The sequence below is a fragment of the Lactobacillus sp. M0390 genome, from assembly GCF_016102085.1.
Lineage (GTDB): Bacteria > Bacillota > Bacilli > Lactobacillales > Lactobacillaceae > Lactobacillus > Lactobacillus apis.
In genome coordinates, this window is sequence record NZ_JACFPH010000001.1 from 700,090 (window position 1) to 721,488 (window position 21,399).

13 protein-coding genes are annotated in these 21,399 nt (G+C 36.4%); all 13 read right to left on the reverse strand.

Annotated elements, in window-relative coordinates:
- Positions 1–25 precede the first annotated feature (25 nt).
- On the reverse strand, positions 26–1,288 hold the full coding sequence (ftsY, locus tag H3R25_RS03340) for a signal recognition particle-docking protein FtsY (RefSeq protein ID WP_198194296.1): 1,263 nt from the start codon (positions 1,286–1,288) through the stop codon (positions 26–28).
- A gap of 2 nt (positions 1,289–1,290) precedes the next feature.
- Entirely contained in the window at positions 1,291–4,854 is a 3,564-nt protein-coding gene (gene smc / locus H3R25_RS03345; RefSeq protein ID WP_198194297.1) for a chromosome segregation protein SMC, read from the reverse strand.
- A 12-nt stretch (positions 4,855–4,866) separates the two neighbouring features.
- On the reverse strand, positions 4,867–5,553 hold the full coding sequence (rnc, locus tag H3R25_RS03350; RefSeq protein ID WP_122035384.1) for a ribonuclease III: 687 nt from the start codon (positions 5,551–5,553) through the stop codon (positions 4,867–4,869).
- A gap of 131 nt (positions 5,554–5,684) precedes the next feature.
- Positions 5,685–7,454, reverse strand: a complete 1,770-nt coding sequence (locus H3R25_RS03355) for an oligopeptide ABC transporter substrate-binding protein (RefSeq protein ID WP_122035386.1) — start codon at positions 7,452–7,454, stop codon at positions 5,685–5,687.
- A 245-nt stretch (positions 7,455–7,699) separates the two neighbouring features.
- Entirely contained in the window at positions 7,700–9,469 is a 1,770-nt protein-coding gene (locus H3R25_RS03360; protein ID WP_198188469.1) for an oligopeptide ABC transporter substrate-binding protein, read from the reverse strand.
- A 179-nt stretch (positions 9,470–9,648) separates the two neighbouring features.
- Entirely contained in the window at positions 9,649–11,409 is a 1,761-nt protein-coding gene (locus H3R25_RS03365) for an oligopeptide ABC transporter substrate-binding protein (RefSeq protein WP_198188466.1), read from the reverse strand.
- Between the two features lie 193 nt (positions 11,410–11,602).
- A complete protein-coding gene (locus H3R25_RS03370; protein WP_198194298.1) occupies positions 11,603–13,369 on the reverse strand; it encodes an oligopeptide ABC transporter substrate-binding protein in 1,767 nt (588 codons plus the stop codon).
- A 140-nt stretch (positions 13,370–13,509) separates the two neighbouring features.
- Positions 13,510–15,282: an oligopeptide ABC transporter substrate-binding protein gene (locus tag H3R25_RS03375; RefSeq protein ID WP_198194299.1), complete on the reverse strand. Its 1,773-nt coding sequence runs from the start codon at positions 15,280–15,282 to the stop codon at positions 13,510–13,512.
- A 192-nt stretch (positions 15,283–15,474) separates the two neighbouring features.
- A complete protein-coding gene (locus H3R25_RS03380; protein WP_122035396.1) occupies positions 15,475–17,247 on the reverse strand; it encodes an oligopeptide ABC transporter substrate-binding protein in 1,773 nt (590 codons plus the stop codon).
- Positions 17,248–17,412: 165 nt separating this feature from the next.
- Positions 17,413–18,333 (reverse strand): ABC transporter permease, encoded by a 921-nt coding sequence (locus H3R25_RS03385; protein ID WP_122035399.1) that lies wholly within the window; start codon positions 18,331–18,333, stop codon positions 17,413–17,415.
- A gap of 12 nt (positions 18,334–18,345) precedes the next feature.
- Positions 18,346–19,305 carry an oligopeptide ABC transporter permease gene (gene opp4B, locus H3R25_RS03390; protein WP_198194300.1) on the reverse strand — a complete coding sequence of 320 codons (960 nt, stop codon included), beginning with the start codon at positions 19,303–19,305 and terminating at the stop codon, positions 18,346–18,348.
- Positions 19,306–19,307: 2 nt separating this feature from the next.
- The gene (locus tag H3R25_RS03395; RefSeq protein WP_187158041.1) at positions 19,308–20,285 is read right to left on the reverse strand and encodes an ATP-binding cassette domain-containing protein; all 978 of its coding nucleotides are present in this window, start codon (positions 20,283–20,285) and stop codon (positions 19,308–19,310) included.
- Between the two features lie 2 nt (positions 20,286–20,287).
- On the reverse strand, positions 20,288–21,301 hold the full coding sequence (locus H3R25_RS03400; protein ID WP_198194301.1) for an ABC transporter ATP-binding protein: 1,014 nt from the start codon (positions 21,299–21,301) through the stop codon (positions 20,288–20,290).
- Positions 21,302–21,399 lie beyond the last annotated feature (98 nt).

The window sequence follows — 21,399 nt, forward strand, 5'->3', positions numbered from 1 at the left end:
CCTCTTTTTGTTCTATCTTTCTATCTTAAACCAAATCGTGGAAAAGACCAACTGCATAGTCTGCGGCATCAAAATCGGCTAAATCACTTGCTTTTTCACCAAGACCAACCAATTTCACAGGTAATTTCATTTCGTTTCTAATTGCCAAGACAACCCCACCTTTAGAGGAACCATCTAATTTAGTCAAAACTAAACCCGTTAATTTAGTTGTTTTGTCAAAGTCTTTTGCTTGAAGTAATGCATTCTGGCCAGTTGAGCCATCTAAAACAAGCAACGTTTCTGTTGGTTCGTCAGGAGCTAATTTTTTAATTGTTCGCTCTATTTTTTCAAGCTCATTCATCAAGTTCTTTTTGTTTTGCAAGCGTCCAGCAGTGTCAACTAGCAAGTAATCAACTTGTTCGTCTATTGCTCTCTTAGTTGCATCATAAACTACCGAGGCTGGATCCGCTTGCTCCTTACTAGTAACAACTGGAACATCGACACGTTTGCCCCATTCAACTAATTGTTCAACTGCGCCAGCTCTAAAAGTATCTGCAGCAGCAAGTAAAACAGATTTACCTTCGTCTTTAAGACGTTTAGCTAATTTTCCAATTGTGGTAGTTTTACCAGCGCCATTAACACCAACGAAAAGATAGATATTAGTCTTGCCATCATCATGATGACTTAGTTTTTCGTTTTCACTGTCACCGTTTTGATCATATAGCTCAACCATTTTCTCAACAATAACTTTTTTAAGATCATCGCGAGATTTAGCTTTTTGTAGTTTAGCCTCATCCCTCAAAGCATCGGTTAACTGCTCTGCTGTCTCATAACCAACATCTGATTCAATCAACAGCTCTTCTAGATCATCAAAGAAATCTTCATCAACCGTTCTAAATTGAGCAAAAAAGCGATTCAAACGAGCACCAAAACCTTTGTTCGTCTTCTCTAATCCCTTTTCATATAACTCAGTTTGATTTTCAGATTGTTGATCTTCAGAACCCGTTTGATCCTCTACTTCATTTTCCTCATTATCTGTTGAGTCATAATCAACATCTTCTTGGGCAGTATCTTCTTTATCTTGTTCAGACTGCTCTTCTTCAACATCGTTAGATTGATTCGAAGAATCATCTTCCGTATTCTTTTCTGTTGTTTCAGCTTCTTCTATACTTTCATCTTGCTCTGCTTCTTCAACGTCAGCTGCTTTATCACCGTTTTCTTCTTCGGCTTTCTCGTCCTTTTTGGTTTCTTTATCTGTATTTTCATCTTCACCAAATAAAGATTTTTTTATCTTATCAAATAAACCCAAAGTTAATTCACCTCATCTTTTAGTTCTTTCAATGAAACCGAGAGTACTTGCGAAACCCCCGATTCCTGCATTACTACCCCATATAACTGATCCGCGCGTTCCATCGTTCCACGTCTATGCGTAATAACAATGAACTGAGTATGCATATCATATTCTTCCAAAAAGTTGGCAAACCTAGTTACGTTAGCATCATCAAGAGCGGCCTCAACCTCATCCAAAACGCAGAATGGAACAGGTTTGTATTTTAGCATCGCAAACAATAATGTAATCGCAGTTAAAGCACGTTCACCACCTGAAAGTAAACTTAAACGTTGTGACTTTTTACCAGGTGGCTCTGCCATGATTTCGATTCCAGTAGTTAACATATCGTCCGGATCAGTTAAAACAAGTTTAGCATTACCGCCACCAAAAACTACTGGAAACAGTTGACTAAAGCTCTCAGCAACTGCGGTAAATGTCGCTTCAAATCTTGAACTAACTTCTTGATCCAATTCGGCCATCGATTCGCGCAAATTGTCACGACCCTTGATTAAGTCATTTTGTTGATTGTTAAGGAAGTCGTACCGTTGCTTAACGTTCTCATACTCTTCAATTGACTTTAAATTAACTGGCCCAATATCTTCAAGTGACATTTTGTGTAATTTTACACTCTTTTGAAGTTGTTCACGGGTTTCTTGATTATTTGGACTTTGCGCCTGATTCAAAGCAGCTTCAAAACTCAAAGAATAATCTTTACTTAATTGGTCAAGTCGTTGATCAATTTGACTAGTTAGACGAGCAATCTTAACTGAGAAATCTTCTTGTTCACTTGCTGCATCTTTGCGCAAATCATAGTTTCTACTTGCCACTTGATCGAGCTGATTAATCTTAGCATCAAATTGTCCCAGCTTTGAACTAAGATTATTTAAACTAGTTTGTAATTCTTCTTTTTCAATAGAGCCTTGCTTAATTTCTTCATCCATTTGCTTTTTCTTAGCCTGGTCTAGCTCGCCACTATGACTGAGGGAAGATAATTTTTCGGATAAAGACTTGAGCTGAGCTTTATGCTGTTTCAAGCTTACGGCCTTGTCATTTTCTTGTCTAGTTAAGTTTTCCAACTTATTAGTATAAACAGCAATTTGCGGATCTAATTCAGAAAGCTGTGCCTGAACTTTTTGATTAAGCTCGGTAAAGTTTTTGATTCTATCTTGTATCTTGCTAATTACTTCTTTTTGTTGGTCAATTTTTTTGACAAAATCAGCTTTTTGTTTTTCAGCTGACGAAATCTTTTCTTTAATCTTTGCAATTTGCTCGTCACGTTCTTGTTGATGAGCTTCCAGCAAACGTTTGGCAGCCTTTAATCGATTAACTTCCTTCTCCTGATTTTGAAAAGAAAGAACGGCCTCACCTAAGTCTCTGCTATATTCTCGTTCCTTGTTTTGTAGCTGAGTAATTTCTTCAGTTAAAGAATCACTAGAATCGGATAATTCAGTAAACTGCACTTGATCCTTTGCCATTTGCTCTTTCAGTTGAGCAAGTGTTTTCTTTAATTGGTTAAGTTCAGAAACAGTCTGAAGCGGGGAATTATTTTTTTGATTTCTCGCTCCTCCTGTCATTGAACCACCAGGCGAAATAATATCACCATCGAGTGTAACAATGCGATACCGAGCAACTCGTTGCCTAATTTTCATTGCGTTATCGATTGTATCAACCACAATTGTGCTGCCTAACAAATAATTGATTGCAGCACTAATATCTTCTTCAGTGGAGCTTTTGACAAGCTGGCTTGCTATCCCTTGATAGCCGTCATAAGATTCAATAATCTTAACTGTTGAGGAAGGTATTTCATTTACTCTTAAACCATCGAGTGGTAGAAAAGTGGCACGACCACTATGATTCATTTTTAATCGATTAATCGCATCCCGCGCACTAGTGCGAGAAGTGGTCACAAGATCCTGAACTCCTCCACCTAAAGCAGTAGTCATTGCCGCTTCAAATTCAGCCGAAAAAGTTATTAGTTCTCCAATCGCACCAATAACTCCTGGAAAATCACTTAAATTATTAAGCACATTTTTCACACCATAATAATAGCCTTCATGCCTGTTTCTAATGTTTTTAAGTGCTTCATACCTAGCATTAACCTGACTATAGCGCTGGTTATTATCACTGACTACTTGACGCAAATTAGCTAAAGTTGCTTGTTGACTAGCTTGTTTGTCAGTCAATTGCTTTACATCGGCTCTAGCCTTTTGGTGTTTTTCTTTTAATTTTTTTCCTTGCTCACGTAGCCGTTCAAGCTCACTATCCGCTTTTTCAAGTTGATTAACTACATCATCATTCTGGTAATCACTATCATCGCTAGTGCGCTTAAGTTCTGAATTTAAATAGACAATTTCATTATTATTAGAAGTTTGATCTTGCAAAAGTTGAATATAATCAGCTCTTAGATCGTCTAATTTCTTATTTAATTGCTCTGGATTTTCATCCAATTGCTCGGTTAGCTTAGTTCTTTTATCTTTCAGCTGAGCTTGTTCTTCAGCCAGTTCCTTTTTTTGCTGAAGTAGCGCCGCAGATTCTTCTTGTAAGTCAGCAATCTGCTTTTTTAGATCTGCCAGCTCCTTCTGATACTCTTTCTTTGTTGCTTCACTATACTGTTTGCTTTGCTCAGCAACCTGCAATTCAGTATTCAAATCAGAAAGTTTCTTTGTCAAAGCAAGTAGTTTTTCCTGAATTTGTTCGCGTTCATCATTTGCTGCTTTGTACTCTGAACGCTTAGCAGCAACCGCTGCTTGAGATTCCTTCACTTCACTATCAAGCTTTGATAAAAGAACTTGGTTTTGATCAGCTTTTTCTTGAACTTCCTTTTTTTGTTCATCTAAGTCTTCAATTTCAAACGCTAATAAAGTCTTTAAATCTTTGTCTAAACTATCTTTTTGAAACTGATATTCCTTAGCAAGTGAACTTTGCTCGTGAAGCGGTTCAATTCTTTGTTCCAGTTCCTTGACCAAGTCATTAATTCTAATTAGATTTTCGGTAGTTTGGTCTAATTGAGCACTGGCTTCTTCTTTTTGCTTTTTAAAATGTAGTATTCCAGCAGCTTCCTCAAATAGACTTCGTCTTTCTTCCGGTCTGGAATTTAGAATCTGATCTACTCGCCCCTGCGAAATAATTGCAAGACTATCTTGAGAAATTCCTGAGTCCAAAAATAAAGCACGGACATCTTTTTGCCTAACACTACGCTTATTGATTAAGTACTCATTATCGCCGGAACGCAATATTCTTCTAGTAACGATTACATGATCATCATCAAAGTTAAGTTCACGTTTTTTGTTATCAAAAATCATTGAGACTTCAGCATAATTAGCGGGCTTACGGAATTCACTACCTGCAAAGATGACGTCTTTCATATTTGACCCACGTAGCGACTTGGCGCTTGATTCACCCATTACCCAACGTATTGCTTCAGTAATGTTACTTTTTCCACTACCGTTTGGGCCAACTATTCCGGTAATACCAGTGTCAAATTCAATTTTAGTTTTTTCAGCAAATGATTTAAAACCATCAATGATAAGTTCTGTTAATGGCAAACACTTATCCTCCTAATTGAGTTCGTTTAAGGCAACCTTAGCTGCTTCTTGTTCAGCTGCCTTCTTATTATGCCCATTTCCTTGAGAAACCACTTTCCCATTTACAACTAACTGAACAGTAAAACTAGAAGGTGTCTGAACTTCTTTTATTACTTGATATTCAATTTTAACCGGTCCGTCCTGTTGTAAAAATTCTTGTAAGTCCGTTTTGTAATCCCGCGATGCATCAAAATTACCAGCATCAATTTCTGGGAAAACCGTTAATCTTAGAAAGTGCTCAACCGTATTCATGCCTTGATCAAGAAAAAGTGCACCGTTAAATGCTTCAAAAACATCTTCCAAGAGCGTTTTTCTGGCTCTTGCTCCTGCTTTTTCCTCACCATGACCTAAATTAATTTCAGCTGGAAAGCCAAATTCTTGTGCAAACCTAGCAAAGCCCTCGGTATCCACAATATTTGACCGCATCCGTGTTAGTTCCCCTTCATTAAGTTGAGGGAAATTACGATACAAATAATCTGAAATGGCTAATTCAAGAACTGCATCACCTAAAAATTCTAGTTTTTCATAGTCACGAACGCCATCATTCGGATGCTCGTTGGCATACGATGAATGGGTAAAAGCTTCCTCTAATAATTTTGGGTTATTAAAGGTAATCTTGTATTTGGTTTTTAATTGATTAATAAATTTTGTACTGACCATCTTTTCAACCCCTTTTTCTTTATAGATTATACCAGTTTTTACCTTTAAAAATGAAAAAGAAAACTATTACATCAAATTCATGTAATAGTTTTCTTTATTATTGGTCTATTTGCATTAAATTAAGATTGCTTTTATTTAGTAAAAGCTACTTGATACCATAGTGGGTGTCCATTGTTCATCTTAGATGGCTTATACGAATAACCAGTCAGTTTGCTGTTAACAGCGTCGATTTGATATACGTTGTATGTTGGAACAACATATGCTTCATCATTCATATATTTTTGCCATTCATGGAATTTTTGAACACGATATTTATGATCAAAGGCTTTTTGTGAGTCCATTTCCTTCAACAGTTTAGTGTTTTCTGGAGTTACAAAACGTGAATAGTTCTGCATGGTTCCTTCACTATAGAGCTGTTCCTGTGAAGGTTCAGATGAAAGTGTCCATCCACCTAGAAAGACGTCAACCTTAGGATCATCATGTTGAACCTTGTCATAGAAGGAGTTAAACTCGGCTAAACGGCCACCAACCAACTTAACATTCAAGCCAACCTTTTTCCACTGCAGGATATAGTTCTGAATAATTGGCTCATCGATTGGTGTCTTAGCCTTAGCTAACAAGTTAATTGTTAATGGCTTGCCATCAGGAGTTGTACGCCATTTACCCTTCTTCTTATATCCAGCTTTATCTAAAATTTGATTAGCCTTCTTGAGATTAAAGGTATAGCCCTTGTTACTCTTGTCGAAGTAATCGCCATATTGCGCAGGAATCAAGGTTGGGACCTGGAAACTCAAGCCATCAGTATAGTGCTTATAGACAGAATCTGTATTCAATGCATATGCCATTGCTTGACGAAGTGACTTATCACCCATCTTAGCTTTAGGATTCATTACGTTCTTAGACTTTGCGTCATCCCACTTACCAACCTTAAATGCCATGTAGAAGTAGGCTAATGGAATTTGGGCAACAAAGTTTACGTCCTTAGTGTCTTTTACTTCTTTCCATTGGCTGTTCACAACTCGAGCAATATCAAATTTATGACTCTTAATTGACTGAGAAGCTGAATTTGTAGCAATTACTTGGTATTCAATCTTGTCTAATTTTGGTTTACCACGCCAATAGTACTTGTTAGGTACCCAAGTTACAGCTTGACCACGAACAATTTTTTGAGCTTCGTACGGTCCAAAATATAACGGCTTCTTTCTGAGCTGATCAGACGATTCTAGCTTAGAGAAAGGAACATCTTTAAGGTAATGATATGGTGCAGCATTCTCACAGAAATATCCGTTACCAGAATAATACATCCCAGGTTTTAATTCACTGCAGTGTAATACAACTACTCGACCTTCTTCACCATCTGGCATTTCAATGCCAGAAATTGTCTTGGCTTTACCTTCATGATATTCTTCCATACCATTTATGATATTAAATTGGGAGGAATAACGCTGCGATTTAGTTGCCTTATTAGCAATAATCTCATAAGCAAATTCAACGTCCTTAGCAGTTACTTGTTTACCATCCGACCACTTAACGCCCTTTTTTATTGTAATCGTAACAGTTTTCGCTTTACGATTGAGCCTTAATGTTGCTGGACCTTTATCATTAATTTTATATTCGTCGTCGGTATCAAAGAGAGATTCTTGACCAGGACTTGATACATCAGCACTAGGCTGATCATTTTGCAACTCTTCGTTAAAAACTCCAGTAAATGGTGTATCAGATTCTAATGCTATTTTAATCGTTCCACCTTGTTTAGCAGTCTTATTTGGAGACTCAATTGGGAACTTTCTATCCGTCTTAGCGCCCTCATTACCTCCATTACCGCTCTTACCACAAGCAACTAGTGCTAAAGCAGCTGTTGACACAATACCTAGGGAACTGATAAATTTACCTTTTTTCATAAAGCGTGTTCCTCCTTAATTCGTAAAATTTTAATTGAGTATTAGAAACAAGTTAATAATAAAATAATACCATCAAAAATTATAAAATCAATATAAAAATTAATATTTATTTCATTTATTTTTATTATTTTAGCAATTATTTATAATAGAAAGAATTTTGGCAATAATTTATCACAAAAAAAGAGTGAAGAAACCTAGATTTCTTCACTCTTTTCATGTATTAAGCTTAAAGCTTATTTGATTTTTTACTTAGCAAAACCAACGTTGTACCATAATTGGTGACCATTGTTTAACTTAGAAGGCTTCAATGAGTAGTTAACTAACTTGCTGTTAACAGCATCAATTTGATACTCATTGTACATTGGAATGACGTAGGCTTCATCATTCATATACTTTTGCCATTCATGGAACTTGTCAACACGATACTTGTGATCAAAGGCTTTTTGTGAATCCATTTCCTTAATCAACTTAGTGTTTTCAGGAGTTACAAAACGTGAGTAGTTCGACATTGTACCTTCACTGAACATTTGCTCTTGTGATGGTTCAGTTGATAATGTCCAACCAGCCATAAAGACATCTACCTTAGGATCATCATGTTGAACCTTATCGTAGAATGAGTTGAATTCAGTTAAACGACCACCAAGCAATTTAACGTTCAAGCCAATCTTATTCCATTGTTGGATAAAGTTTTGAACAATTGGTTCGTTGATTGCTTGACCAGACATTGCCATGAAGTTAATTGTTAATGGCTTACCTTCTGGAGTTGTACGCCACTTACCCTTCTTCTTGTATCCAGCTTTATCCAAAATTTGGTTAGCTTTCTTAAGGTTATATGTATAACCCTTATTGCTCTTATCGAAATAGTCACCAAATGGTGCTGGAATTAAAGTTGGGATTTGGAAACTAAGACCATCTGTATAGTGCTTGTATACAGCATCTGTGTTCATTGCATAAGCCATAGCTTGACGAAGTGACTTGTCATGCATCTTAGAATTTGGATTCATGACATTCTTAGACTTCTTAGCATCCCACTTACCAACTTTAAAGGCAAGATAACGATAACCTAAAGGAATTTGTGCTACAAAGTTTACATCCTTAGTGTCTTTAACCTGCTTCCATTGACTGTTGATAACACGAGTAACATCGAACTTGCCACTCTTGATTGATTGAGAAGCAGAGTTAGGTGAAACAACTTGATAAATAATTTTATCTAGCTTAGGAGTGCCACGCCAGTAGTACTTGTTTGGTACCCATGTTACAGATTGACCACGAACAATCTTCTGAACCTTGTAAGGACCAAAGTACAAAGGTTTCTTTCTAACTTCATCTGAACTTTCAAGTTTAGAGAATGGAATGTCCTTTAAGTAGTGATATGGTGCAGCCATTTCCCAAATATAGCCGTTACCACTGTAATACATACCTGGCTTTAATTCCTTGCAGTGCAATACAACTACTCGGCCATCTTCACCATCAGGCATCTCGATACCAGAAATGGTCTTTGCTTTACCTTCATGGTATTCTTCCATACCGTTGATAATGTTGAATTGTGATGCATAACGTTGTGACTTAGTAGCCTTATTCGCAATAATTTCGTAAGCATATTCAACATCTTTTGCGGTTACTTGTTTACCGTCTGACCACTTTACGCCTTTTTTAATTGTGATTGTAGCTGTTTTAGCTTTACGATCAAGTTTTAAAGTAGCTGGACCTTTATCATTAATCTTGTAATGATCATCGGTATCAAAAAGTGATTCTTGCCCTGGACTTGCAACATCAGCATCTTGCTGACTCATTTGCAATTCTTCATTGAAAATACCTGTAAAAGGTGTATTTGTTTCTTCAGCAACCTTGATAGTGCCACCCTTTTTTACAGCTGCACTCTTAGTTTCTACTGGAAACTTACTTGCTGTTTTGGCACTTTCATTGTTTGAACTTTCACTTTTACCACATGCAACTAGTGTTAGGGCTGCAGCAGTCACAACTCCTAACGAACTTAAAAACTTACTCTTTTTCATAAGCGAGATTCTCCTTCTTAAATAAATAAGAATTTAACTGAGCTCTCGAAACAAGTTAATAATTTTATCTTAGCATTAAAAATGATAATTGCAATAATATGATTAATCAAAAGTTAAGTTTTTTATATTATTATTCTTCAAAAGCAACAAAAAACTCGAGCTTTACTCGAGTTTTTTGCTTATTTAGCGTATGCAACTTCATACCAAATTGAATTAGAATGTGAAGGTTTTAATGTGTACCCTGTCAGCTTCTTATTAACAGCAGTAATTTCATACGAATTGTTAACTGGAACTACATAAGCTTCTTTATTCATATATTCTTGCCACTCATGGAATTTTTCAACTCTGTATTTGTGGTCAAATGATTTTTGTGAATCTATTTCATTCAAAAGCTTAGTGTTTTCAGGAGTTACAAAACGACTGAAGTTAAATGGTGCACCTTCATTGTAAATATCAGCAGGTGAAGGTTCGCTTGACAAACTCCAAGAACCCATAAACATATCAACACCGGGATCGTCATTTTGGACCTTATCATAGAAGGAGTTAATTTCTATTAAACGTCCATTATACAAGCTAACATTTAAACCAATTTTTTGCCATTGTTGAATATAGTTTTGGATGATTGGTTCTTGGACAGCTGATCCTGCCATACCTAAGAATTTAATCTTTAAAGGCTTACCATTTGGTTGAACACGCCATTTACCCTTCTTCTTATAGCCAGCCTTGTCCAAAATTTCATTTGCCTTTTTAAGGTTGTAGTTATAACCTTTAGCATCTTTGTCAAAGTAATCGCCAAATGGCGCTGGAATCAAAGTTGGAATATGGAAGTTTAAGTCACTATTGTACTTCTTGTTAACTTGATCTATGTTCATGGCATATGCCATAGCCTGACGAAGAGACCTGTTACTCATTTTGCTCTTTGGATTCATGACGTTCTTACTTGTCTTAGCGTCAAATTTACCAACTTTGAAAGCCAAATAACTATATGACAATGGAATCTTTGCAATAAAATTAACACCTTTAGCATCTTTGGCTTGCTTCCATTGAGAGTTAATTACCTTAGCAACATCAAACTTATGGCTCTTAATTGCTTGAGTTGTGGAATTAGTTGAAACGACTTGGCAAACAATCTTATCCAATTTTGGTTTACCACGCCAATAGTACTTATTAGGAACCCAAGTTGCTGACTGTCCACGAACTAGTTTGTCCAACTTATAAGGGCCAAAGTACAAAGGCTTTTTTCTGATTTTATCTGATGACATGAGTTTACTGAAAGGAACATCTTTTAAATAGTGATATGGTTCAGCACTTTCTGAAAAATAGCCATTACCACTGTTATACATACCTGGTTTTAACTCTGTATAGTGCAAAACCATTGTAAGTCCATTTTCACCATCAGGTAATTCAATTCCAGAAATAGTTTTTGCCTTACCTTCATGATATTCCTTTAAGCCTTTAATGTTTTGTAACGAAGCGGTATAGCGTTGAGACTTAGTCGCCTTGTTAGCTAAAATCTCATATGAAAATTCCATGTCTTTGGCAGTTACTTGCTTACCATCGGACCATTTAACACCCTTTTTGAGCGTAATGGTTACTGTGTTATTTTTACGATTAATTTTTAAAGTGGCGGGACCTTTATCATTAATCTTGTAATCATCATCAACATCAAATAATGACTCATTACCTGGTTCTGCAACATCAGAATCAGTTTTTGTAGTTGATAATTCACTGGCAAAAATGCCAGTAAATGGCGAATCACTTTCAATAGCTAATTTTACTGTACCACCCTGCTTGACAGCTTTCTTAGGTACATCAGTTGGAAACTTGCTAGCTTTCTTTACTTCATTAGCATTATTATCGTTGCTTTTACCACAAGCAGCGAGGGTCAAAGCAGCTAAGCTGGCAATTCCGACAGACCCTAAAATTTTCGACTTTTTCATTTATACCTACTCCTTTTTTAAATTTGAGTATTTTCTTGGAAACAAGTTAATAATAAAATACTATCATACTTAATTAAAATATCAATATATTTTTTAATAAATACATAATTTGATTATTAATATATACTAAAACATGTTTAATTATGCTAAATTGTTTTTCATAATTTAAAAAGCTCAAGCAGATCCTGAGCTTTTATTTGCTATAAGCAACTTTAAACCAAAGAGCATTTGAATCAGATGGCTTTACTGAATATCCCGTTAGCTTATCATTGACAGCTGTTATTGTGTATTCATTAGTAGTAGGAATTACATAAGCCTGGTCAAACATATATTTTTGCCACTTATGAAATTGTTCAACACGATATTTGTGGTTAAATGCTTTTTGCGAATCAATTGCATTGAGTAATTTTGTGTTTTCTGGAGTGACAAAACGAGCAAAGTTGAAAGGTGCCCCTTCACTATAAAGGTATGCTGGTGATGGTTCACTTGAAATGCTGGTTAGACTCCATCCGCCAGTAAACATATCGATTCCAGGTGCATCATGCTGTACCTTATCAGCATATGAGTTAAATTCAATTAGTCTTCCGTTATACAAGTTAATGTTAAGACCAATTTTATGCCATTGCTGCAAATAATTTTGGTAAATTGGTTCTTGAGTGTCATTACCTTGCTGCACTAAAAAAGTTATTTTAAGCGGCTTGCCATTAGGTTGGACACGCCATTTTCCTTTCTTTTTGTATCCAGCTTTATCCAAAATTTGATTAGCCTTTTTTAAGTTGTAAGAAAAGCCTTTAACATCTTTGTCAAAATAATCGCCATACTGCGCTAAAATCAGCGTCGGAATTTGAAATGTTAAGCCACTATTATATTTCTTATTAACGTCTTCAATATTCATTGCGTAAGCAATTGCTTGCCGTAAAGCCTTATTATTCATTTTGCTCTTAGGATCCATCACATTTTTACCTGTTTTGGCATCCCATTTTCCAACCCTAAAGCCGATATAACGGTAGGATAAAGGAATATTAGCAATAAAAGTGGTTCCTTTAGCGTCTTTTACCTGTTTCCATTGGTCATTAATTACGTTAGCAACATCAAACTTATGACTTTTAATTGATTGTGAAGCTGAATTAGTCGAAACAACCTGGCAAACAACCTTATCGAGTTTTGGCTTTCCACGCCAGTAATACTTGTTAGGAATCCAAGTAACAGACTGTCCGCGAACCAATTTTTCCAATTTATATGGGCCAAAAAACATTGGCTTCTTTCTAATTTTGTCAGATGATTCAAACTTACTAAATGGGATATCTTTTAAATAATGATATGGTTCGGCTCCTTCAGTAAAATAACCGTTACCACTGTTATACATGCCTGGCTTCAACTCTGTATAGTGAATAGTTAGAGTTCGTCCATTTTCACCATCTGGCATTTCTAAACCTGAGATAGTCTTCGCCTTGCCTTCGTGATATGCTTTCATCCCTTTAATATACTCAAGTTGACTTGTATATCTTTGCGACTTAGTTGCTTTATTGGCCAAAATTTCGTACGGAAATTCCAAATCTTTGGCAGTTACCTGCTTACCATCAGACCATTTAACTCCCTTTTTAATGATGATCGTAACCGTCTTTTTTTCTTTATCAATTTTCAACACTGCAGGGCCTTTATTGTTAATACGATAATCATCATCAATATCAAACAATTTTTCGTTTCCTGGAGAAGCTAGATCTATATCAGTTTTTGAAAACGCCAATTCACTAGCAAAAATTCCAGTAAATGGTGAATTAGTTTCAATTGCATACTTAACTGTGCCACCTTGTTTAGCCTCTTTTTTGGGCATTTCCGAAGGAAATTTACTAGCCTTTTTTGAATCATCAGTATTTTCAGCTTTATTACCACAAGCTGACAAAACAAGCGTAGCAGCACTGAGCAGGGCAATTGAGCTTAAAGTTTTGATTTTCTTCATTTATCTTACCTACACTTTTTCCTTATTAATCTGCCAATTTGTAAAAAAACAATAGTTCAGTAGATTATGAATTTAATAAATAGTTCATGCTGTTAAATATAACAAAAAAACTCTCCCTAAGAGAGCTTTAGATAAATTTTTTATTTCACATAGCCAACTTTGTACCATAAAGGATGTCCATTACTATTTTCAGTTGGTTTAAGCGAGTAACCAGTAATCTTATCATCAATAGCAAAAATCTTGTACGAGTTAAACATTGGAACAACATATGCTTCATCATTCATGTACTGTTGCCATTCATGGAATTTTTGAACACGATACTTACGGTCAAAAGCTTTTTGTGAATCAATCTCATCAATTAATTTATTGTTTTCTGGGGTAACAAACCTAGTATAGTTCGCTGGTCCACCTTCACTGTATAATCCATTTGGTGAAGGCTCACTCGACAAGCCCCAACCAGCCATAAACATATCTACAGCAGAATCATCATGTTGTACTTTATCATAAAATGAATTGAATTCAGTTAATCTTCCTCCAACAAGCTGTACATTTAAACCGACTTTATGCCATTGTTGTAGGTAGTTTTGAACGATTGGCTCTTGTGTTACGGCCCCCGACATTGCTAAAAGGTTAATCTTTAAAGGTTTACCATTCGGTTGAGCTCTCCACTTACCCTTCTTCTTATAGCCAGCCTTATCTAAGAGTTCATTAGCTTTCTTCAAATCATAGTGGTAGCCTTTTGCATCTTTATTATAATAATCACCAAATTGTTTGGGTATCAACGTTGGCACTTGGAAGCTCAAACCATTTGTATAGTGCTTGGTAACTTGAGCAATATTCATTGAATAAGCAATAGCCTGACGCAAAGACTTATTATTCATTTTACTATTAGGGTTCATAACGTTTCTGCCTTTTTTGGCATCCCACTTGCCGACTTTGAAGCCTAAATAGTTATATGCTAACGGTATTTGTGCAATAAATTTAACGCCTTTAGTATCCTTTACTTGCTTCCATTGTGCGTTAACAACTTGCGCAACTTCAAACTTATGCGCCTTAATAGCTTGTGAAGCAGAATTAGGTGAAACTACCTGATAAACAATCTTAGATAACTTTGGTTTGCCACGCCAGTAATACTCATTAGGCACCCAAGTAGCTGATTGTCCGCGGACTAATTTAGCCAATTTAAATGGTCCAAAGTAAAGTGGCTTTTTTCTAACCTCATCTGAAGATTCAAGTTTGTCAAAAGGAACATTTTTCAAATAATGATACGGTGCAGCGCCTTCCCAATAATAATCATTTCCACTATACGCCATGCCGGGCTTGATGGAATCGAAGTGTAAAACCATTGTTCTACCGTTTTCACCATCTGGTAATTCGATTCCGGAGATTGTTTTAGCTTTTCCCTCATGGTATTCTTTCAGCCCTTTAAGAGCCTCTAATTTGGTTGAATATCGTTGTGCCTTAGTTTTTGCATTACCTAAAATCTCATATGAATATTCCATGTCCTTAGCGGTTACTTGCTTACCATCTGACCACTTAACACCCTTTTTGATTGTAATGGTGATGGTCTTTTTATTTTTGTCCAATTTCATTGTAGCAGGACCGTCATCAGTTATCTTGTAGTAGTCATCAGTTGCAAATAATGATTCCTCACCTGGAGAAGCAACTTGAGCATCAAAACTAGTGACAGACAGTTCATCTAAAAAAATCCCTGTGAACGGAGTATCTGTTTCCAATGCCACCCGTACAGTGCCGCCTTGTTTAGCTTCTTTTTTGGGCATTGCACTAGGAAAACGACTTGCTGTTTTTGCATTATTAGTGTTATCCGCATTATTGTTTTTGCCACATGCTACCAAAGTCAACGCAGCAAGGCCCAACATTCCTGCCGATCCAGCTAGTTTTGCTCTTTTCATAAAAGTACTCCTTCAAATTCAGAATTAAAATTAGTTTTGTTAATATTATATGAATAAATTAAACATGTCAATCACTTTTATTAATATTATTTTAATTTTATTAAAAATGTCAACCAGTAGTTCTGTTTTTAAAATAAAACAGCAAACAAAAACACCCCAAGATAATATCTTGAGGTGTTGCCATAAACTTAGTTATTTAGTAAAGCCAACTTTATACCATAATTGGTGTCCATTTGAATTTTCAGATGGATTTGTTGAGTAGCCAGTTATCTTCTTATTAACAGCTATTACTTTGTATGAGTTATCTAGAGGAATTACGTAAGCCTCGTCATTCATGTAATCTTGCCATTCATGGAACTTATCTACACGGTAGCTATGATTGAATGATTTTTGCGAATCAATTTCTTTCAATAGTTTATTGTTCTTTGGCGTAACAAATCTAGTGTAATTCATTGGAGAAGTTTCACCATAAAGCGCTGCTGGTGATGGCTCACTCGCTAAACTCCAGCCAGCCATGAAAACATCAACTTGAGGGTTGTCGTTTTGAATCTTATCATAGAATGAATTGAATTCACTCAAGCGGCCACCGACAAGCTTTACATTCAAGCCAACTTTTTGCCATTGTTGAATATAGTTTTGAACGGTTGGCTCTTGAACAGAACTACCGGTCATTGCCAAGAAGTTAATGGTTAATGGCTTACCATTAGGTTGAACACGCCATTTACCTTTCTTCTTATAGCCAGCCTTATCAAGTAGCTGATTTGCCTTTTTCAAGTTATAATCATAACCTTTGGCACTTTTATCGTAGTAATCACCAAATTGAGCAGGGATTAGAGTTGGGATGCGGAAACTTAAACCAGAAGTATAGTGTTGATCAACAGATGAAACATTCATTGCATAGCCCATAGCTTGACGCAATGCCTTGTTATTCATCTTTGCTTTAGGATTAGTAACGTTCTTGCCTTGCTTATCGTCCCATTTACCTACTTTAAAGCCTAAGTAGTGGTAACTAAGAGGGATTTGCGCAACAAAGTTAACATTTTTAGTATCCTTAACTTCATTCCATTGTGAATTAACTACTTCTGTAACATCAAATTTATTACTTTTAATACTTTGCGAAATTGAGTTATCGGAAACTACTTGTGAAACGATTTTTGCTAGTTTTGGTTCACCACGCCAATAGTACTTATTAGGAACCCAAGTAACTGATTGTCCACGGACAATTTTTTGAACTTTAAACGGACCAAAGAACATCGGCTTCTTTCTGATTTGATCAGATGATTGTAATTTATCAAAAGGAATATCCTTCAAATAGTGGTATGGCGCTGCTGATTCCCAGAAGTAACCATTACCACTGTAAAGCATCCCTGGTTTCATTTCTTTGAAGTGCAAAACAATAGTTCTACCTGACTCACCGTCTGGCATTTCAATTCCTGAAATTGTTTTGGCTTTTCCATCATGGTACTCTTTCATACCAACAATTTCTTCAAATTGACTGCTATATCTTTGTGCCTTTGTTTTCTTGTTTGCTAAGATTTCATATGGATATTCGAGGTCCTTAGCATTTACTTGCTTACCATCAGACCACTTCACACCCTTTTTCACTGTAATTGTAATTGTTTTAGCTTTTCGGTCTAGTTTAAAAGTTGCTGGACCTTTATTAGTGATTTTGTAGCTGTCGTCAGTATCAAATAATGATTCCTCACCAGGTTCAGCTACTGAACTATCAATTGCAGTAGTCGATAATTCATCTGAAAAAATACCAGTAAATGGTGTATCTGTTTTAATAGCGTACTTTAGAGTACCACCTTGCTTAGCCTCTTTTTCTGGCACTGCTTGAGGAAATTTACTTGCCGTCTTAGCATTTTCATCATTAGCAGTATTATTACTTTTACCACAGGCTACTAGTGTCAAAGCCGCAGCAGACACTAAACCTATGGAACGAAGAATTTTTGACTTATTCATAATTATTTAAAAACTCCTATCTAATCAATGAATAATAAATTCCCGTATGTTCTTGGAATAAGCTAATGTACTAATTTTAACATATTTACCGCTACTTTTAAATGTGACCACTTTTTACTTTTTCGCTGCAACAAAAAAGACTTGCTCTCACAAGTCTTTTTATTTTTAGTTTTCACGTTGTCTTGCATCACCTGCACGTTGTAATGCTCGACCGACATAGTTAACACTAAGTGAAATAGCTAGCAACATAACTGTTGCTGGAAGCCACAACCAAGGACGGCTAACAACATTAACTGGGTCATTGGCAAAACCAATTAATGTACCAAGTGAAGGCACTGTAGGCGGTAATCCGTAACCAATGAACGAAAGAGTTGTTTCAACACCAATGTTACTTGCAATTGCAATAACAACGTCGATGATAATCATTGAGGTAATGTTAGGTAACACTTCACGGAACATAATCTTGAAATCAGACGAACCAGAAGTCTTTGAAGCTAACACATAATCACGTCCACGCTGGGAAAGAACAAAGGCTCTAAAGTACCTAGCCGTTCCAGTCCAACCAAACATTGAAATTATCCAAACCAAACTCAGTGGGCTGTAGTGAGGAATAACTGTTACCAAAACAATTTCGATTGGCATTACAGGTAAAACTTGGATAAAATCAACTATTCTCATGATAATTGCATCAATGTAACCGCCGTAATAACCTGAAACTAGTCCGACAACCAAACCGACAATTTCACAGATAGCAGTAACACCCATACCAATAAGAATTGAGTTACGTCCACCCATAATCAATAGTTTTACAATATCACGACCACCATCGTCAGTACCCAATAAGTGGCCATTGGTTCCCCAACCATAGTAGGCATCAATAATATTGGTTTCTGTAACCTTTTCGGCGTTCAAGAAAAGCGAACCACCAAAGGTGAATAATAAAATTGCAATTATGATAATAAAAGCAGTTAAAGCAACTTTGTCTTTAAAAATCTCTCGCGCAATCACTTTTAAGCTTGAAGCAGGAGAAGAAATTTTTTTCTTTTTAACTTCTTCAGTTGAAGTGTTTTCTTTCTTTTCAGACATTTCTTTTCCTCCTTACTTAATTCTGATTCGTGGGTCAACAATACTCATAATAATATCTGATAATAAATTACCGAGTAAAGTAAGAATACCGAAGATTAAAATCAATGCTGTTAAGGTTGTGTAATCACGTTGGCCAATTGAGTCAAGGAACAGTTTACCCATTCCTGGATAACTGAAGACTGACTCGACAATCATTGAACCACTCAATAATCCAGTAATTGTTGTACCAAATGATGAGGCAATTGGTAAAAGTGAGTTACGTAAAATGTGCTTACGGAAAACAACATTTTCTGGAACACCCTTACTGTGGGCTGTACGAACGTAATCTTCAACCTTATTATCAACAATACCAGTTCTTAAATATTGAACAATTGAAGTGGTTGTGATTAAGGCAACCAAGCATGCAGGTAAAATGATGTGATAAATTTGACTACCTAAAGTGCCCCAGAAACCAGAAGCATTAGGAGAAACAGAACCTGAGATTGGGAACCAACCTAAAGTAAAACCAAATAGCCAAATTCCTAAGATATAGAAGACAAATGGTGGTACTGCAAAAGTCACATAGTTAAAAATTTGAACTGCTTGATCTTGCCATTCGTCTTGGTGACGACCAGCGGTAACACCCAAAGGAATAGAAATACCATAGCTGATGATAGTAGTTAAAAGTGATAGCCAGAAAGTGTTTACAGCACGGTCAGCAATTAATGAAGTTACTGGAACATGCTGGATATAACTAGTTCCTAAATCACCTTTAAATAAGTTAGCAACCCAGCGTCCATATTGAACTGGAATTGGATCGTACAAACCAGCGGCACGTTTCAAAGCCTCAAGTTGCTTTGGATCAGTATTAGGATTAATCTGACCACTAAATGGGTCACCAGGCATCATTTTAGCCAAGAAGAAGATCAAAATACTCAATATAATCAACTGAGGAATCATGACTAATATTCGTCTTAAGACTGTTTTCCACATTATTAGTTTCTCCCTTCTTCTTTTAACGTTTCACGTTCAAGTTCATCTTTTGGCAAAGCAACCCAGTGCTTACCTGAAACTTGTTGCAGTGGGAAGACACGACCCTCTTGGTCGTACCATTTACTTTGATCATTTTGGAATTCTTGTTCGACTTCTTCACGGTGCTTTTTATTTTCTGCACGATGTTCAACGTCAACAACAGGAATTGCTGAAAGCAGACGCTTAGTGTAGATATGCATTGGATGGTTGTAGATGTCCTCACGACTACCAATTTCTACTAGACGACCACGGTGCATAATAGCCAAGTTTTCAGACATGTGCTTAACAACACCTAAGTCATGAGAAATAAACAAATACGCAATGTTATATTGCTGTTGGATATGCTTCATAAAGTTCAAAACCTGCGCCTGAACCGACAAATCCAAAGCACTTGTTGGCTCATCGGCAACAATCAACCTTGGATTTGTTGCAACCGCACGTGCAACACCAATTCTTTGTCTCTGACCACCAGAAAATTCATGTGGGTACTTATAAATTGAGTCACTTGGCATACCAACGATGTCCAATAACTCTTGTACACGATCACGTTCTTGATCAGTGGTTAAATTCTCAAAATTACGAATTGGTTCAGCAATAATGTCTTCGATTCGCTTTCTAGGATTCAAACTAGACATTGAATCCTGAAAGATCATTTGGACATCTTTGTTATAGTTTAACTTACGACGATTCTTAGACTTTGTAATATCAACATCATGATAAATAATTTCGCCGCTTGTTACTGGTTCAACACCAACAATTGCTTTTCCAGTTGTTGACTTACCGGAACCTGACTCACCAATTAAGCCATATGTTTCACCTTCGTTAATAGTGATGCTGACACCATCAACCGCACGAACATAATCAGTAATACGATTCCAAAAACCAGATCTAATTGGATAGTGTACCTTTAAATCTTTTACTTGAATAATTTCTTTTGCCATAATTACTCCCCACTTGCTTCAGAATCATCAAAGTGGAACGTCTTCCAGCATGTACATCTTACCCAGTGACCTGGCTCAACTTCATGCATGACTGGTTCCTTTTCATGGGCACTCGCAGGAATCCACGGAATTCTATCCGCAAAACGATCCCCTTCACGTGGCATGTTTATCAATGATGGAACGGTTCCATGAATAACGTGTAAATCTTCATCTGTATCATCAGATTGAGGCATTGAGTTCAATAATGAACGTGTATATGGGTGTAACGGATTGTCGAAAATTGTCTTAACGTCTGCTTTTTCAACTACTTGACCGGCATACATAACAGCGACTTCATCAGCTGTTTCTGCCACAACACCCAAGTCGTGCGTAATCAAAATAATACCTGAATGAGATTGCTTTTGAATATCTTCAAGTAAATCAAGAATTTGTGCTTGAATAGTTACATCCAAGGCTGTAGTCGGCTCGTCAGCAATAATAACTTCTGGTTTGCAGGCAATTGCCATGGCAATCACGATACGTTGACGCAAGCCACCTGAAAGTTCGAAGGGATACATTGAGTATGTTTCTTCCGGCTTTGGCATACCAACTTGATTGAACAATTCAATAACGCGTTCATGACGTTCTTTTTCATTCATATCGGTGTGGTAGTACAGAGTTTCTGCAACCTGGTCGCCTACACGCATAAGTGGGTTTAAACTGGCTAGTGGATCCTGGAAGATCATACCAATCTTATTTCCACGAATCTTATCAAATAGAGATTCATTTAAACCGACAAGGTTTAATTCATTATATAGAATATCTCCAGTTACTTTTGTATTTTTATGGTCATATAAACCAATAATACTTGCGGCTATTGTACTCTTACCACAGCCAGATTCACCAACGACTGATAAAATTTCATCTCGCTTCAGAGTAATGTTAACATCGTCTGCTGCATCGTAAAACTTTCCGTTTAAACGATAAGCAGTATGAAGATGCTGGATATCTAGCAAGAGATCACTTTGTTTTTCCAAAGGCCATTTCCCCTCTCAATTTTTCAACAAGTTTATTAAAGATACTTAATAAATTTATTTAATTTCTAATTATATACATCAAAATGGCTATATGCAAA

Excerpts from the sequence above, each read along its gene's own strand:
- rnc (WP_122035384.1), bottom strand. The coding sequence starts at position 5,553 with ATGGTCAGTACAAAATTTATTAATCAATTAAAAACCAAATACAAGATT.
- H3R25_RS03355 (WP_122035386.1), bottom strand. The coding sequence starts at position 7,454 with ATGAAAAAAGGTAAATTTATCAGTTCCCTAGGTATTGTGTCAACAGCT.
- H3R25_RS03360 (WP_198188469.1), bottom strand. The coding sequence starts at position 9,469 with ATGAAAAAGAGTAAGTTTTTAAGTTCGTTAGGAGTTGTGACTGCTGCA.
- H3R25_RS03365 (WP_198188466.1), bottom strand. The coding sequence starts at position 11,409 with ATGAAAAAGTCGAAAATTTTAGGGTCTGTCGGAATTGCCAGCTTAGCT.
- H3R25_RS03370 (WP_198194298.1), bottom strand. The coding sequence starts at position 13,369 with ATGAAGAAAATCAAAACTTTAAGCTCAATTGCCCTGCTCAGTGCTGCT.
- H3R25_RS03375 (WP_198194299.1), bottom strand. The coding sequence starts at position 15,282 with ATGAAAAGAGCAAAACTAGCTGGATCGGCAGGAATGTTGGGCCTTGCT.
- H3R25_RS03380 (WP_122035396.1), bottom strand. The coding sequence starts at position 17,247 with ATGAATAAGTCAAAAATTCTTCGTTCCATAGGTTTAGTGTCTGCTGCG.
- H3R25_RS03385 (WP_122035399.1), bottom strand. The coding sequence starts at position 18,333 with ATGTCTGAAAAGAAAGAAAACACTTCAACTGAAGAAGTTAAAAAGAAA.
- opp4B (WP_198194300.1), bottom strand. The coding sequence starts at position 19,305 with ATGTGGAAAACAGTCTTAAGACGAATATTAGTCATGATTCCTCAGTTG.
- H3R25_RS03395 (WP_187158041.1), bottom strand. The coding sequence starts at position 20,285 with ATGGCAAAAGAAATTATTCAAGTAAAAGATTTAAAGGTACACTATCCA.